The 17,503-nt window shown below is 75.0% G+C and carries 5 protein-coding genes; 4 read left to right on the top strand and 1 reads right to left on the bottom strand.

Annotation, left to right across the window (positions count from 1 at the left end; genetic code table 11):
- Positions 1–123 precede the first annotated feature (123 nt).
- Positions 124–534 (bottom strand): VOC family protein, encoded by a 411-nt coding sequence (locus tag AB0D93_RS27505; protein WP_362124434.1) that lies wholly within the window; start codon positions 532–534, stop codon positions 124–126.
- A gap of 144 nt (positions 535–678) precedes the next feature.
- On the opposite strand from AB0D93_RS27505, the gene AB0D93_RS27500 reads away from it, so the two are divergent.
- From AB0D93_RS27500 to AB0D93_RS27485, 4 genes are all read left to right on the top strand, one after another.
- Positions 679–1,368, top strand: a complete 690-nt coding sequence (locus tag AB0D93_RS27500; RefSeq protein ID WP_362124431.1) for a DUF429 domain-containing protein — start codon at positions 679–681, stop codon at positions 1,366–1,368.
- Between the two features lie 208 nt (positions 1,369–1,576).
- Entirely contained in the window at positions 1,577–2,881 is a 1,305-nt protein-coding gene (locus AB0D93_RS27495) for a cytochrome P450 (RefSeq protein ID WP_362124428.1), read from the top strand.
- A 352-nt stretch (positions 2,882–3,233) separates the two neighbouring features.
- Positions 3,234–15,947: a type I polyketide synthase gene (locus AB0D93_RS27490; RefSeq protein WP_362124425.1), complete on the top strand. Its 12,714-nt coding sequence runs from the start codon at positions 3,234–3,236 to the stop codon at positions 15,945–15,947.
- 12 nt (positions 15,948–15,959) lie between these two features.
- The coding region (locus AB0D93_RS27485) for a beta-ketoacyl synthase N-terminal-like domain-containing protein (protein ID WP_362124422.1) at positions 15,960–17,503 on the top strand (1,544 nt) is incomplete at its 3' end.

Here is a 17,503-nt window from a genome sequence, read left to right as displayed (position 1 = left end):
GGCCGATGGCCGGCGAAGCGGCCCGAGCAGGGCGTTCGCACCGGGTGGCACACGGACGAGAGGACCGACGGGCCCGAGCCGGGACAGCGGGACGGCCGCCGTCCGTCGCCGGCGCCCGCCGGCTCACGCGGGCAGGTTCAGTTGCCAGGAGACGCCGAACCGGTCGTTGACCCAGCCGAACCTGGCGCTGAAGCCGTGCTCCCCCAAGGGCATGAGCACTGTGCCCCGCTCCGCGAGGGCGGCGTAGAGCCGGTCGATCTCGGCCTCGCTCTCGCACTGCACGAAGAGCGAGACCGCCGGGGTGAAGGTGAAACCGTGTTGCACGGGGCTGTCGATGCACATGAACTGCTGGCCGGCGAGCGAGAACGTCGCGTGCTGCACGGTGCCCTCCTTGCCGGGACCCTCGGCGCCGTGCCGGGTGACCCGGACGACCTCGGCGTCGTCGAAGAGCGAGACGTAGAACGTCATCGCTTCCTCGGCGTCGCCCTCGAACATCAAGAACGTGGTGATCTTCTGCGACGTCGCGATCTCCATGCCACCGGCTCCTTCGGCAGTCGTACGGCCGCCCCCACCGTATCGCCGGTGACCGTCAGTGGTCGGCGACGGCGCGGCTGCTCCTCGTCGAACGCCCGGCCGGAGATCGTCAGTATGGGGAGCATGGCGGTTTCACTCGGTGACATGAGGGCGGGGACGGACGTCCTGGGGATCGACGCCTGCGGCAGGCTGGGGTGGGTGGGGATCCGGCTCACCGACGGCGCGTACGCGGGGAGCCTGGTCGCCGCGTCCCTCGGCACGCTGATCGAGCGTGCGGGGGCGGTGCGCGCGATCGCGGTGGACATGCCGCTGGGGCTGGTCGAGCGGGGCCCGCGTGCCGCCGATCTCGCCGCCCGGGCGCTGCTGGGGGCGCGCCGCAGCAGCGTCTTCCTCATCGCGCCGAGACCCGCGTGGCAGGAGTCCGACTACGCGGCGGCCGCCCGGCGGTGCCGGGAGCTCACCGGGAGCGGGCTGAGCCGGCAGGCGTGGGCACTGGCGCCGAGACTTCTCGAGGCGCGGGCGTGCTGGCTCGCCGACGAGCGCATCCACGAGGTGCACCCCGAGGTGTCCTTCCGCGCCCTGGCGGGCGGGGTGCCGCCGGCGTACGCCAAGAAGACCTGGCGCGGCCAGAACCTGCGCCGCGCACTGCTGACCGGGGCCGGAGTCGTCCTCCCGGACGAGCTCGGAGAGGCCGACCGGGTCCCGGTGGACGACGTCCTCGACGCCGCTGCCGCCGCCTGGTCGGCACACCGGATCGCCCTCGGGACCGCCGGGCGGATTCCCGCGGAGCCCGAGTCCGACGCGCAGGGCCGCTGCATCGAGATCCTGTATTGACGGAACGTCAAGTTCCTGTCATCCGCAGCACCTTGACGCGACGTCCGGCGGACGATGCGGCATGGAAACGGCAAAGAAAGGACGGTTGAAACGTCCGTTACCTCACACTGGTTGTACCCGGCAGTCGCTTGACGACATTTCCACGATCGGGTGACACTGCTGATGCTTTTGGCGTCCCTTGTTGCGTCAGTGCAAAATGGAGAGTTTCATGTCCTTGGAACAACCCGCCATCCCGCTGTTACGAAGCTCCACAGAGGTTCGCCAAAGCGAGTTACCCGCCGTTCTGGACGGGTTCGATCTCAGCGACCAGGATCGTTTCGGCGACGGATTCCCGCACGAGGTCTTCGCCCGGCTCCGCCGGGACGCGCCCGTCCTGCTCCACCCGCCCGGCCGCACCCGCGACGGTGAGAACTTCTGGGTGCTCTCCCGCTACGCCGACGTGGTCGAGGCCGCGGCCCATCCGCTGCTGTCCTCCCAGGGCGGCGGCGACCGCGAGGGCGGCGGCACCCACCTCGACGACCTGCCCGCCGGCACCTACTCCGGCGCGATGCTGAACATGATGGACGACCCGCGCCACCGGCTCCTGCGCGCACTCGTCACCCCCTCGGTCACCGGCCCGGTACTGGACGCGCTGACCCCCACCGTCACCGAACGCGCCGAGGCGATCGTCTCCGAGGTCGTGGAGCGGGGCTCCTGCGACTTCCAGAACGACGTGGCCGGCCGGTTCTCCGTCGAGGTGATGGCCGCGCTGATGGGCGTGCCCCGCGCGGACTGGCCCCAGTTCGTCGACTGGACCGAGGTGGTGATGGGCTACGAGGACCGCGAGTCCGGCGAGTCCTCCTCGCGCAGCCAGGACGCGCTGCTGGCCATGTACCACTACGGCGTCAAGCTGATCGCCGGGAAACGGGCCCACCCGGCACAGGACTTCCTGTCCGTGATCGCCGCCGCCGACCTGCCGGAAGGCCATGGCGAGCCGCCGCTGCGCGAGTACGAGCGCGAGGTGTTCGTCAACCTGCTCTCCCTGGCCGGCAGCGAGCCGACCCGCAACGTGATCGCCGTGGGCCTGCTCGCGCTGGCCGAACGGCCGGACCAGTGGCAGGCGCTGCGCGCCGACCGGTCCCTGCTGGACAGCGCGATCGAGGAGATGATGCGCTGGTCCACGCCGACGCCGTACAACCGTCGTACGGCCACCGAGGACTTCACCTTCCAGGGCGCGCGGATCCGCCGCGGGGACAAGGTGACCCTGTGGTGGGCGTCGGCCAACCGGGACGAGAGCGTGTTCGCCGACGCCATGTCCTTCGACGTGCGCCGCGACCCCAACCCGCACCTGGCCTTCGGCCGGGGGCCGCACAGCTGCCTCGCGGTGGACCTCGCCCGCACCGAACTGCGCGCGCTGTTCGGCGCGTTGCTCGACCGGGTCGCCGAGGTGCGGCTGACCGGTCCGGTGCCCTGGGCCAACAACAACAAGCACACGGTGGCGCTGAGAGTGCCCGTGGAGTTCGTCCGGGCCTGAGCGGACCCGTGACCTGCCGCCGCCGTCAGGCGCGGTGACCACGAACGACCGCCCAGGCGGTTCGGGCGGTGTGGCCACGGTCCGGTGACCAGCACGGCCCGCGGTGGACCGGTGCCCCGGCCCGGCCCGCGCATCGATCCGCAATCCGGTCGGCCTGCCACGGCAGGCCCGGGCCGGCGGCATGCCCGCCGGCCGACCGCGCCGGGTGTGCACGACGGGGACACCTCGGCCTGCCCGCGCTGTCGCGGAAGCCGTCCCACCTGTGTGCCCACCGGGCAGTTCGACGTGTCCCCGTCCCTCGGACGGCGACGTGGAGGGGGAATCGCGCGTGAGTGTGGAGGGGGAGATACGCGTGGGCGACCGAGTGGGTGACGCAGCCGACCGGGAACCCGTCGCGGTCGTCGGCCTGGCGTGCCGGCTGCCGGGGGCGGCGAACCCCGCCGAGTTCTGGCAGTTGCTGCGCGACGGGCGCGACGCGCTCGGCGAACCGGGTCCGCGGCGCTGCCACCCGGACGGCCCGGCCGTACCCGTACTGCCCTCCGGTGAGCCGGTGCGGGCGGGTTTCCTGGACCAGGTCGACTCCTTCGACGCGGGCTTCTTCGGCATCTCGTCGAGTGAGGCGGCGGTGCTGGACCCGCAGCAGCGGCTGGTGCTGGAACTGGCCTGGGAGGCGTTCGAGGACGCGGGGATCGTCCCCGGCGACGGCGACGGCGGCTCCCCGGACGGCACCGGGGTGTTCGTCGGCGCCACCTACGACGACTACGCGGCACTGCGCGGCGCACGGCCGAGCGCGTACTCGGCCACCGGCCGCAACCGGGCGATGATCGCCAACCGGGTGTCCTACGCGCTGGGACTGCGCGGGCCGAGCCTGGTGGTGGACAGCGCGCAGTCCTCCGCGCTGGTCGCGGTGCACCTGGCCTGCCGGGCGCTGGCGGCGGGGGAGTGCGCGGTGGCGCTGGCCGGTGGCGTCAACCTCAACATCGCCCAGGAAGGCTACGACGTCACCCGGGCGCTCGGCGCGATCTCGCCGGACGGGCGCTGCCACACCTTCGACGAACGGGCCAACGGGTTCGTGCGCGGCGAGGGCGGCGCGGTGCTGGTGCTCAAACCGCTGTCGGCGGCGCTGGCCGACGGGGACACCGTGCACGCGGTGATCCGGGGCAGCGCCACCAACAACGACGGCGGCGGTGACACGCTGACCGCCCCGCGCCAGGAGGCGCAGGCGGAGGTCCTGCGGCTGGCCTGCGCGGCGGCCGGGGTGTCCCCGGGCGAGCTGAGCTACGTGGAACTGCACGGCACCGGGACGCGGCTCGGCGACCCCGTCGAGGCCGCCGCGCTGGGCGCGGTGGCGCGGCGCGAGCGCGAACGGCCGCTGCTGGTCGGCTCGGTGAAGACGAACATCGGGCACCTGGAGGGCGCGGCCGGGATCGCCGGTCTGCTCAAGACGGTCCTGTGCCTGTCGCGCCGGGAGCTCGTGCCCAGCCTGAACTTCCGTACCCCGAACCCGCGGATCCCGCTGACGGAACTGGGGTTGCGGGTGGTCACCGAGACCGGGCCGTGGCCTGCGGCGGAGGGCCCGCTGCTGGCCGGGGTCAGCTCGTTCGGCATGGGCGGGGCCAACTGCCATGTGGTGCTGGCCGAGCCGCCCGCTCCCGCCGCGCCGCCGGATCGGCACGCCGGGCGGTACGACGGCCCGGTGCTGGTGCCGTTGTCCGCGCGGAGCCCGGAAGCCCTGGCCGAACTGGCCGGCCGGCTGGGCGAGGCGGCGGCGGACTCCCCGGTGGACCTCGCCTACTCGCTGGCCACCACGCGCCGCTCGCTGGAGCGGCGGGTGGTGCTGGTCGCCGAGACGGCCGCGGAGGTGCCCGGCCTGCTGGAGGCGCTGGCCCAGGACGCGGCCAGCGCGCGGGTGGTGCGCGGGACGGCCGTCGAGGGGCGGACGGTGTTCCTGTTCGCCGGCCAGGGCAACCAGCGGCCGTGCATGGGCCGGGAGATCCACCGGCGCTACCCGGTGTTCGCCGCGGCCGTGGACGACATCTGCGAGCTGATGCGTCCGCACCTGCCGCGGCCGCTGCAGGAGGTGATGTTCGCCCCGGAGGGCTCGGCGGACGCGGCGCTGCTGGACGAACCAACGTACACCCAGCCCGCGTTGTTCGCTGTGCAGGTCGGGCTGTTCCGGCTGGTGGAGAGCTGGGGGATCACTCCGGACGCGGTCCTCGGCCACTCGTTCGGCGAGCTGGCCGCCCTGCACGTCGCCGGGGCGATGTCACTGGCCGACGCCTGCGCACTGGTGGCCACCCGCGGCCGGCTGATGCACGGCATCCCGCCCGGTGGGGCGATGGTCCTGGTGGAGGCGTCCGAGGCGGAGCTGCTGCCGGACGTCGACGCGACCGGCGGACTGGTGTCCGTCGCCGCACTCAACAGCCCTGCGGCCACGGTGATTTCCGGCGACGAGAGCGCCACACTGGCGATCGCGGGCCGCTGGTCCGCCAGGGGCAGGCGCACCCGGCGCATCCAGGTCCCCATGGCCAGCCACTCGTCACACGTGGACGGCATCCTGGACGGGATGCGCGCCGCGGCCGCCCGGATCGACTGGCGGCGGCCGGCCCTGCCGGTCATCTCCTCGCTGACCGGCGCCGAACTCGACGTCACGGGCCTCGACTGGCCGGAGTTCTGGGCGCGGCACACCCGCGACACGGTGCGGTTCGCCGACGCGATCGCCACGGCCTGTGCGGGCGGCGCGCGTACGTTCCTGGAGCTGGGCCCGGACGGCACGCTGTGCGCGATGGGGCCGGGCAGCGCACCGCAGGACGTGGCGTTCGTCTCCGCGATGGCCGGCGGGGAACGCCCGGACCTGCGCTCGCTGCTCACCGCGGTGGCCCGGGCGCACGCGCGCGGAGTGCCCGTGGACTGGGCGCGTTTCCACGCCGGTTGCGGACGGCGGATCCCGCTGCCCACCTACCCGTTCCAGCGGCGTCGGTACTGGCTCGCCGGGGTCACGGCCACGGGCGACGCCTCGACCGACGTCACGGACGCGCCGGTGGCCGAGGTTCCGGCGCGTGCGGTCCCGCGGCCGGCCGACCTGCCCGCGGCCGAGCGGGAACAGGCGGTGCGCGCGCTGGTGCGGGCCGAGGTGGCCGCCGCGCTGGAGCTGGATTCCGCCGAGGAACTGGACGTGCGCCGCACCTTCAGGGACCTGGGCTTCGGCTCGCTGATGACCGTGGAGCTGGGGCAGCGGCTGGCCGAGGTGACCGGGTTGCGGTTGCCCGCCACCGTCGTACTGGACCATCCCACCCCGGAACGGATCGCCGGGCACCTGGTCGCCGAGCTGGCGGCGGGGACACCGGTGCCACTGCCCGCCGTTCGAGCGGCCGCCGCCGAGCCGATCGCGATCGTCGGGATGGCCTGCCGGCTCCCCGGCGGGGTCGGCTCGCCGGAGGGCCTGTGGGACCTCGTGGCCGCCGGTGGTGACGCGATCGGCGACTTCCCCACCGACCGCGGCTGGGACCTGGACGGACTGTTCGACGCCGATCCGGACCGGCCGGGCCGCAGCTACGCGCGTACCGGCGGATTCCTTTACGGAGCGGCCGAGTTCGACGCCGGACTGTTCGGCATCTCGCCGCGCGAGGCGCTGGCCATGGACCCGCAGCAGCGGCTGCTGCTGGAGACCGCCTGGGAGGCGCTGGAGCGGGCCGGGATCGACCCGCTGTCCCTGCGGGACAGCACGACCGGGGTGTTCGCCGGGGTGATGGCCCAGGACTACGGCCCGCGGATGCACGAGGGCGCCGCCGGCCTGGACGGCTACGTGCTGACCGGTACCACGGCCAGTGTCGCCTCCGGGCGGATCGCCTACACCCTGGGGCTACGCGGTCCGGCGGTCACCGTGGACACCGCGTGCTCCTCGTCGCTGGTGGCGGTGCACCTGGCGGCGCAGGCGCTGCGCGCGGGGGAGTGCTCGCTGGCGCTGGCCGGCGGCGCCACCGTGATGGCCACGCCCGGCATCTTCGTGGAGTTCTCCCGGCAGCGCGGGCTCGCGCCGGACGGGCGGTGCAAGTCGTTCGCGGCGGCGGCCGACGGCACCGGCTGGGCGGAGGGCGCCGGGCAACTCGTCCTGGAGCGGTTGTCCGACGCGCGGGCGGCCGGGCACCCGGTGCTGGCGGTGCTGCGCGGCTCGGCGGTGAACCAGGACGGCGCCTCCAACGGGCTCACCGCGCCTAGCGGCCCCGCGCAGGAAACGGTGATCCGCACCGCGCTGGCCGCCGCGGGACTGTCCCCGTCGGACGTGGACCTGGTGGAGGCACACGGGACCGGCACCACGCTGGGCGACCCGATCGAGGCGCAGGCGCTGCTGGCCACCTACGGCCGAGACCGCGCCGGTGAGCCGCTCTGGCTCGGCTCGCTGAAGTCCAACATCGGCCACACCCAGGCGGCGGCCGGGGTCGCGGGTGTGATCAAGGTCGTACAGGCGCTGCGGCACAGGCTGCTGCCGCGCACGCTGCACGTGGACGAGCCCACGCCCTACGTCGAATGGTCCGCCGGGGAGGTGCGGCTGCTCACCGAGGCGCGGCCCTGGCCCGAACGTGACCGGCCGCGCCGGGCCGCGGTGTCCTCGTTCGGCATCAGCGGCACCAACGCCCACCTGATCGTCGAGGAACCCGAGGGGGCGGAAACGGCACCGGACCCCGCGACGCGGGCGGTGCCGTCAGGTCCGGTGCCGGTGGTGGTGTCCGGGCAGACCGAGGCCGCGTTGCGCGCGCAGGCACAGCGTCTGGCCACGCACCTGGAGGCCGGGCCCGGGCTGATGCCGCAGGACGTCGCGCGTGCGGCCGCCACCACCCGGGCCGGCCTGGCGCACCGCGCCGTGCTCACCGCCACCGACCGCGCGGACCTGATACGGGGCCTGCGCACCCTGGCCGCCGGCGAGGAGGCGGCCGGTCTGGTGCGTGGGGTCGCCGACGTGGACGGTCGCACGGTGTTCGTGTTTCCCGGTCAGGGGGCGCAGTGGGCGGGGATGGGGGTGGAGCTGCTGGAGTCCTCGCCGGTGTTCGCGGCGCGGATGGCGGAGTGTGCTGAGGCGTTGGGTGAGTTCGTGGACTGGTCGTTGCCGGGTGTGTTGCGGGGGGAGGGTGGTCAGCCGTCGTTGGACCGGGTGGATGTGGTGCAGCCGGTGTCCTTCGCGGTGATGGTGTCGTTGGCGGCGTTGTGGCGGTCGTTCGGGGTGGAGCCCGATGCGGTGGTGGGTCACTCGCAGGGGGAGATCGCGGCGGCCTGCGTGGCGGGAGCGCTCTCCTTGCGCGACGCCGCGAAGGTGAGCGCACTGCGCAGCGCCGCGCTGGCGGCGTTGTCCGGCGCCGGCGGGATGATGTCGGTGGCGATGCCGGTCACCGAGCTGGAACCGCGGCTCGCGCCCTGGACCGGGCGGGTGTCGGTGGCCGCGGTCAACGGGCCCGCCGCGGTGGTGCTGTCCGGCGAACCCGGCCCGCTGCGCGCACTGGAAGCCGAGCTGACCGCCGAGGGCGTGCGGGCCCGGCTGGTCGCGGTGGACTACGCCTCGCACTCCCCGCAGGTGGAACGGATCCGCGCCGATCTGCTGGACCGGCTCGCCGGACTCCAGCCACGCGGCGCCGACATCCCCTTCCACTCCACGGTGACCGGCGAGCGGCTGGACACCACGGCCCTGGACGCCGAGTACTGGTACCGGAACCTGCGCGACACCGTCCGGTTCGAGCAGACGATCCGCGAGCTGGACGGCGCCGGTCACCGGGTGTTCGTGGAGGTCAGCCCGCACCCGATCCTGACCGCCGCCGTGCAGGACACCGTCGAGTCGGCGGGCAGCACGGCCGTGGTGGCCGGTTCGCTGCGCCGCGACCAGGGCGGCCCCGGCCGGTTCCTGCTGTCGCTGGCCGAGGCCCACGTACGCGGGGTCCCGGTGGACTGGACCGCCGCGCTCGGCGCCGCGGGCCCCCGGGCCGAACTGCCCACGTACGCGTTCCAGCGGGAACGTTTCTGGCTGACCACCCCGGCGGGCACGGCGGATCCCGCCGGGTTCGGCCTGGACGCCACCGCCCACCCCCTGCTGGGCGCGGCCGCGCCGGTGGCCTCCACCGGTGAACTACTGCTGACCGGGGAACTGTCCCGGCAGCGCCAGCCCTGGCTGGCCGACCACACGGTGTTCGGCACCGTCGTGCTGCCCGGCGCCGCCTTCGTCGAACTGGCCGTACGCGCCGGGGACGAGGCCGGCTGCACGGTGCTGGAGGAGCTGACCGTGCACGCGCCGCTGCCGCTGCCCGAAGGCGGCGCCGTACGCGTGCAGGTGGTGCTCGGCGCGCCGGACGGGGACGGCGGCCGCGCCGTGGACGTGTACGCCCGCCCCGCCGGCGGTACGGCGCACGCCCGGGCGGACAGCCGTACGGACTGGACGCACCACGCCACGGGCAGGCTCGGTGCGACCGAGCCGCCCGCGCCCGGGACCGGCCCGTGGCTGCCGGAGGGCGCCACCCCGGTCGACCCGGCCGACCCCTACCCCGGACTGGCCCGGCTCGGCTACGGCTACGGGCCGGTGTTCCAGGGCCTGCGCCGGCTGTGGCGGCACGGTGCGGACCTGTTCGCCGAGGTCACCCTGCCCGAACCGGCGGCGGGGGAGGCCGGCGCGTTCGGGCTGCACCCGGCGCTGCTGGACGCGGCGCTGCAAGCGGTCATCGCCGCCGACGGCACCGCCACGACCGGACTGCCCTTCGCCTTCACCGGCGTCCGGCTGTACCGCACCGGTGCCGCCGCGGCGCGGGTACGGGTGCGCCCCGCGGCCGGGGGAACCGTGTCGGTCACCGTGACCGACGCCGAGGACAACCCCGTACTGGTGGTCGACTCGCTGGCCTTCCGTCCGGTGACCGCCGGGCAACTCGCCGTCGGCCGCCGGGATCACCTGTACCGCACCGACTGGATTGCGCCGGCGGCCCCGCCGCAGGAGAGCGCGTCGGCCCCACCGGCGGGTCCGGACGAGCCGGGTGATCCGCTGCCCGGCGTGGTGCGCGTCCCGGTCGGCGGGGTCCGCGAGGCCCTGGCGGTGGCGCAGCGCTGGCTGGCCGAGGAGCGGTCGGCCGAGTCCAGGCTGGTGCTGCTCACGCGCGGCGCTGTCGCCACCGGGCCGGGGGAGCCGGTCGACCCCGAGGCCGCGGCGGTGTGGGGTCTGCTGCGCAGCGCGCAGACGGAGAACCCCGACCGCTTCGTGCTGGTGGACACCGACGGGCACGCCGCCTCCGAGGCCTTGCTGCCCCGGCTCGGGGGGACCGGCGAACCCCAACTTGCCCTGCGGGCCGGTCGGTTGCTGGTGCCACGGCTGGCGCGGGTGACCGAGGCGGCGGGGGAGGCGTGCTGGTCGGCCGAGGACGTCGTCCTGATCACCGGGGCGAGTGGCACGCTCGGTGGTCTGGTCGCGCGGCATCTGGTGGAGCGGCACGGGGTGCGCGGTCTGGTGCTGGCTTCGCGGCGCGGTGGTGGGGCGCCGGGTATGGCGGAGCTGGCCGCCGAGCTCGCGGAACTCGGCGCCACCGTACGGGTCGTGGCGTGTGACGTGGCCGAGCGGGACGCGGTGGCCGCGCTGCTGGCCGAGCACCCGGTGACGGCCGTGGTGCACACCGCCGGGATCCTCGACGACGGGGTGCTGGCCGCGCTCACCCCCGAGCGGGTGGCCGAGGTGTGCCGGGCGAAGGTGGACGGCGCACGCCACCTGGCCGAACTCACCGGCCCGGAGCTCACCGCGTTCGTCCTGTTCTCCTCGGTCGCCGGGACACTGGGCAACGCCGGGCAGGGCGCCTACGCGGCGGCCAACGCCGCCCTGGACGGGCTGGCCGCGCAGCGCCGCGCCGCCGGACTGCCCGCCACCGCGCTGGCCTGGGGGCTGTGGGCCGAGAGCAGTGGGATGACCGAGCGGATGGCCGACACCGACCGGGCCCGGCTGGCCCGCGCCGGAGTGCTGCCGCTGGACTCCGGCACCGCGCTGGACCTGTTCGACGCGGCCATCGCGCTGGACGACCCGGTGCTGCTGGCAGCCCGGCTGGACCCCGCTGCGCTGCGCGATCGGGCGGCCGAGGGCGTGCTGTCCCCCGTGCTGCGCGGCCTGGTGCCGACGGTGCGGCGCGCCGCCGCCGACGCCGCGGCCGACGGCGCCGACGGGCTGCGCCGGCGGCTCGCCGAGGGCGAGCCGCTGCGGGTGCTCCAGGACCTGGTGCTGACCCAGGCGGCCGTGGTGCTCGGCCACTCCGACCCCGCCGGGCTGTCACCGGAACGGCCCTTCAAGGACATCGGCTTCGACTCGCTGACCGCGGTGGAACTGCGCAACCGGCTGGGCCGGGCAACCGGGGTACGACTGCCCGCGACGGCGGTGTTCGACCACCCCACCCCGTCCGGACTGGCCACGTACCTGCAGCACCGACTGCTCGGCGACACCGCCCCCGCGGCCGCCGCACCGGTGGCGGCCGCCGCAGCGGACGAGCCGATCGCGATCATCGGCATGGCCTGCCGCTTCCCGGGCGGCATCGCCTCACCGGAGGACCTGTGGGACCTGGTGACCTCCGGCGGCGACGCCATCGGCCCCTTCCCCACCGACCGCGGCTGGGACGTCGCCGGCCTGTACGACCCGGACCCGGACCACCAGGGCACCAGTTACACCCGATCCGGCGGCTTCCTCCACGACGCCGGCCGGTTCGACGCCGCACTGTTCGGGATCTCCCCGCGCGAGGCGCTGGCGATGGACCCGCAACAGCGGCTGCTGCTGGAGACCGCCTGGGAGACGCTGGAGCGCGCCGGCATCGACCCGACCTCGCTGCGCGGCAGCGGGACCGGCGTGTTCACCGGCGTGATGTACCACGACTACGCCACCACACTGCGCGAGTTGCCCGAAGGCGTCGAGGGGCACCTGCTCACCGGCACCGCCGCGAGCGTCGCCTCCGGCCGGGTCGCCTACACCCTCGGCCTGCAGGGACCCGCGGTCACCGTGGACACGGCGTGTTCCTCCTCGCTGGTCGCGCTGCACCTCGCCGCGCAGGCCCTGCGGTCCGGGGAGTGCTCGCTGGCGCTGGCCGGCGGGGTGACGGTGATGGCCGAGCCGACCACGTTCACCGCGTTCTCCCGGCAGCGCGGGCTGGCACCGGACGGGCGGTGCAAGTCCTTCGCCGGCGCGGCCGACGGCACCGGCTGGTCCGAGGGTGTCGGCCTGCTGCTGCTCGAACCGCTGTCCGCGGCCCGCCGCAACGGCCACCGTGTGCTGGCCGTGGTGCGCGGCTCCGCCGTCAACCAGGACGGCGCGTCCAACGGGCTCACCGCACCCAACGGGCCCTCACAGGAACGGGTCATCCGCGCCGCGCTGACCGCCGCCGGCCTGTCCCCCCAGGACGTCGACGCGGTGGAGGGCCACGGCACCGGAACACCGCTGGGCGACCCGATCGAGGCGCAGGCGCTGCTGGCCACCTACGGACGCGACCGCGACGGCGAGCCGCTGTGGCTGGGCTCGGTCAAGTCCGGCATCGGGCACGCGCAGGCCGCGGCCGGCGTCGCCGGAGTGATCAAGATGGTGCAGGCGCTGCGGCACGGGGTCCTGCCCCGCACACTGCACGTGGACGAGCCCTCCCCCCACGTGGACTGGGCGTCCGGCGGGGTACGGCTGCTCACCGAGGAACGGCCCTGGCCGCGACACGGCCGGCCACGCCGCGCCGGAGTGTCCTCGTTCGGCATCAGCGGCACCAACGCGCACGTCGTGCTCGAGCAGGCCGAGGCGGACGTGTCCGCCGGGGCACAGCCGGAAACCGGGCTGTCGCCGCTGCCGTTCGCGCTGTCCGGGCAGACCGGGGACGCCCTGCGCGACCAGGCGGCCCGGCTGGCCGCACACCTCGCCGACCACCCCGGCGACCGGCTGGCGGACATCGCCTGGACCGGCGCGACCGGCCGGGCCGCCCTGGAACACCGCGCGGTCGTACTGGCCGTCGACCGGGAGGAGCTCGGCGAACGGCTCGGCGCGCTGGCCGAGGGCCGGGACACCCCGGGCGTACTGCGCGGCACCGCGACCGACGCGGCGCGGCGGGTGGCGTTCGTGTTCCCCGGGCAGGGCGCGCAGTGGCCGGGGATGGCGCTGGAACTGCTGGACTCCGCCCCGGTGTTCGCCGCCCGGCTGGCCGAGTGCGCCGCCGCGATCGAGACGCACGTCGACTGGTCGGTGCTGGACGTCCTGCGCGGCACCCCCGGCGCGCCGGCGCTGGAACGCGTCGACGTGGTCCAGCCCGTGACCTTCGCGGTCACCGTGTCGCTGGCCGCGCTGTGGCGCGCGTACGGCGTGGAACCGGAGGCGGTGATCGGCCACTCGCAGGGCGAGATCGCCGCGGCCTGCGTGGCCGGGGCGCTGTCCCTGGCCGACGCCGCCGCGGTGGTCTGCCTGCGCAGCCGCGCGCTGACCGACCTGTCCGGCAAGGGCGGCATGATGTCGGTGGCGCTGCCCGCCGAGGAGGTACGGGCCCTGTTCACCGACGACCGGCTGAGCGTGGCCGCGGTCAACAGCCCCACCTCCACCGTCGTCTCCGGCGACCCCACCGCCCTGGAGCAGCTGCGCGCCGACTGCGTGGCGCGCGGGGCGCGGGCCCGGCTCATCGCCGTGGACTACGCCTCGCACTCGCCCCACGTCACCGCCGTCAAGGACAGCCTCGCCGCGCTGCTCGCCGGGACCGCCCCCAGGGCGACACGGACCGAGCTGTACTCCACGGTCACCGGGCAACGGCTGGACCCCCGCGAGCTGACCGGCGACTACTGGTACGCCAACCTGCGCCGGACCGTACGGTTCGCCGACGCCGTGACCGCCGCCCTGGACGCCGGGATCGGCACCTTCATCGAAATCGGCCCGCACCCCGTGGTCGCCCCGGGAGTGCAGGAGACGGTGGACGCCGCCGGCGCGCGGGCCGTCGTACTCTCCACGCTGCGCCGCGACGACGGCGGCTGGCCGCGGTTCGCCCGGTCGCTGGCCGAGGCGCACGTCCGCGGGGCCGGAGTACGGCTCGCCGAGGTGTTCGAAGGCACCGGCGCGCGGCAGGTGGACCTGCCCACCTACGCCTTCCAGCACCGCTGGTACTGGCTGGCCGAGCAGGCCGCGTCCCGCTCCGACACCTGGCGCCACCGCGTCGAGTGGCGCCCCGCGGGCACGCCGGAACGCACCGAACCGGACGGCGAATGGCTGGCGTTGGTGCCCGCCGCCGACACCGCGCGGAACTGGGCCGAGACGCTCACCGGCGGCCTTCCGGTGCGCGTCGTCACCGTGGACACCGAGCACGCCGACCGCGCCGGCCTGACCGCTCTGCTGCGCCGCACCCTCACCGCGCACACCCCGCGCGGGGTGCTGTCCCTGCTGGCCGCCGACCTCCGCCCGCACCCCGAGCACCCGGTGGTGCCCGCCGGGGTGGCCGCCACCCTGGCCGTGGTGCAGGCCCTGGGCGATCTGGCCGCGACCGTGCCGCTGTGGCTGGTGACCTCCGGCGCCGTGAGCACCGGCGCCACCGACCCGGTGCGCGAGCCGGGCGCGGCACAGGTGTGGGGCCTGGGCCGGGTGGCGATGCTGGAACACCCGGCGTTCTGGGGCGGCCTGGTCGACCTGCCCGCCGAACCGGACGAGGCCGCGCTGGAGCAGCTGCGCGCCGTGCTGGCCGGCGGCCGGGGGGAGGAGGACCAGCTGGCCGTACGCGCTTCCGGCACACTGGTACGGCGGCTGGTGCACGCCCCGCCGCACGCCGGCGCGGCCGGCCACTGGCAGGCCAGGGACACCGCGATCGTGACCGGCGGCACCGGCGCCCTCGGCCCGGAGGTCGCCCGCTGGCTGGCCGGACTCGGCGCGCGGCACGTGGTGCTGGTCAGCCGCAGCGGAGCGCACGCCGAGGGAGTCGCCGAGCTCGCCGCCGAACTGGACGGCCGAGGCGTCCGGTTGACCGCGCTGGCCTGCGACATCACCGACCGGGCCGCCCTCGCCGAGCTGCTCGCCGGGCTGCGCGAACAGGGCGAGGCGGTGCGTACGGTGGTGCACGCCGCCGCGCTGATGCGGCTGGCCGCGCTGCCCGACACCGACCTGGCCGAGTACGCCGACGTACTCGCCGCCAAGGTCCGGGGCGCCCGGAACCTCGTCGAACTGCTCGACCCGGCCGAGCTGGACGCGCTGGTCTTCTACTCCTCCATCGCCGGGGTGTGGGGCAGCGGCGACCACGGCGCCTACGCCGCCGCCAACGCCGAACTGGACGCACTGGCCGAGCAGGCCCGCGCGGCCGGCCTGCCGGTGACCTCGGTGGCCTGGGGCGTGTGGGACGGCGCCCGCTTCCCCGACGGGGTGGACGCCGACCAGCTGCGCCGCCAGGGCCTGCCCCTGATCGCCCCCGGACCTGCGCTGGACGCGCTGCGCACCATCCTCGAACGCGCCGAGACCGGCCTGTCGGTGGCCGACGTGGACTGGCCGAGGTTCATGCCGCTGTTCACCTCGGCCCGCAGCAGGCCGCTGTTCCACGAGATCCCCGAGGCACGGCGCGCGCTCGGCGCCACCCCCGACGCGGAGCCGGGACCGTCCGGTTCCTCCTGGCCACAGCGGCTGGCCGGGCTGTCGGACACCGAACGCGGCACCACCCTGCTGCGGCTCGTGCGGGAACAGGCCGCCGTCGTGCTGGGCCACTCCGGCGCAACCGCGATCGGCGCCGACCGGGCGTTCCGCGACCTGGGCTACGACTCCCTGACCGGGATCGAGCTGCGCAACCGGCTCGCCGAGACCACCGGTCTCGCCCTGCCGGCCACACTCGTCTTCGACCAGCCCACCCCGGCCGCGGTGGCCGAGTACCTGCGCACCCGGCTCACACCCCCCGAACCGCCCCTCCTCACCGAACTCGACCGGCTCTCCGAGCGCCTGTCCAAGGCGGACGTCGACGGCGAGCGGGCCGACATCGAGCTGCGGCTACGGGCCATGCTGTCGCTGGTCGGCGGGGACGACGACGACTTCGACCCGACGTCGAACGAGGAGATGTACGACCTCATCGAACGCGAACTCGGGACGAACTGAAGGGGGTTGGACATGACCGAGGAAGACAGGCTCCGCGGCTACCTGAAGCGGGTCATGGTCGACCTGCGCAAGGCCAACCGCCGACTGCAGGAGGCCGAGCAGTCCCGCACCGAGCCGATCGCCGTCGTCGGCATGGCCTGCCGCTACCCGGGCGGGGTGCGCTCCCCGGAGGACCTGTGGCAGGTCCTGGCCGAGGGCCGGGACACCACCGGCGCACTGCCCACCGACCGCGGCTGGGACGTCGAGGGCCTCTACGACCCCGACCCCGAGCGCTCCGGCCACACCTACGTACGGCGCGGCGGCTTCCTGGACGACCCAGGGGAGTTCGACGCGGGCTTCTTCGGGATCTCGCCGCGCGAGGCGCTGGCGATGGACCCGCAGCAGCGGCTGCTGCTGGAGACGTCCTGGGAGGCGCTGGAACGGGCCGGTATCGACCCCACCGGGCTGCGCGGCAGCCGCACCGGCGTGTTCGTCGGCCAGAACCACCAGGAGTACGGCACCCGCCTGGCGTCCGCCCCGGCGAGCGTCGAGGGACACCTGGTCACCGGCGTGGTGCCCAGCGTGCTCTCCGGCCGCGTCGCCTACACCCTCGGCGTCGAGGGCCCGGCGATCACCGTCGACACCGCATGCTCCACCTCGCTGGTTACGCTGCACCTGGCCGTACGGTCGCTGCGCGAAGGAGAGTCCTCGCTGGCCCTGTCGGGCGGCGTGACCGTGCTGGCCGGCCCCGGGCCGCTGATCGAGTTCAGCCGCCAGCGGGTGCTGGCCGCCGACGGCCGGTGCAAGGCGTTCTCCGCCGACGCCGACGGCATGGGCATGGCCGAGGGCGTCGGCGTACTGGTCCTGGAGCGGCTGTCCGACGCGCAGCGCAACAACCACCCGGTGCTCGCCGTCATCCGCGGCTCCGCCGTCAACCAGGACGGCGCGTCCAACGGGCTCACCGCACCCAACGGGCCCTCCCAGCAGCGCGTCGTCCGGGCCGCGCTGGCCGCCGCCGGGCTGTCCTCCGCGGACGTCGACCTGATCGAGGCGCACGGCACCGGCACCTCGCTGGGCGACCCGATCGAGGCACAGGCCCTGCTCGCCACCTACGGCGCCGACCGGGACCGGCCGCTCTGGCTGGGCACGGTGAAGTCCAACATCGGACACACCCTCGCCGCCGCCGGGGTGGCCGGGGTGATCAAGTCCGTGCTGGCACTGCGACACGAGACCGTGCCGAAGACGCTCCACACGCGGACCCCCTCCCCGCACATCGACTGGTCCTCCGGCACCCTGTCACTGGCCACCGAGGCGGTGCCCTGGCCGCGCGGTGAGCGGCCGCGCCGCGCCGCGGTGTCCTCGTTCGGCATCAGCGGCACCAACGCCCACGTCATCCTGGAGGAGGCTCCCGACCCGGCCGCACAGGCCGACGACACTCCGGAACCGGTTTCCGGGTCCGCGCCACAGCCGGTGCTCTCACTGCCGGTGCCGGTGGTGCTCTCCGGCCGGGACGCGGCGGGCCTGGCGGCGCAGGCGGCCCGCTTGCGCGAGTTCGTCGCGTCCGAGCCCGAACTGAC

The organism is Streptomyces sp. NPDC048191 (genome assembly GCF_040652655.1).
GTDB lineage: Bacteria > Actinomycetota > Actinomycetes > Streptomycetales > Streptomycetaceae > Streptomyces.
This window is presented reverse-complemented; position numbering and strand designations above follow the sequence as displayed.

Excerpts from the sequence above, each read along its gene's own strand:
- AB0D93_RS27505 (WP_362124434.1), bottom strand. The coding sequence starts at position 534 with ATGGAGATCGCGACGTCGCAGAAGATCACCACGTTCTTGATGTTCGAG.
- AB0D93_RS27500 (WP_362124431.1), top strand. The coding sequence starts at position 679 with ATGAGGGCGGGGACGGACGTCCTGGGGATCGACGCCTGCGGCAGGCTG.
- AB0D93_RS27495 (WP_362124428.1), top strand. The coding sequence starts at position 1,577 with ATGTCCTTGGAACAACCCGCCATCCCGCTGTTACGAAGCTCCACAGAG.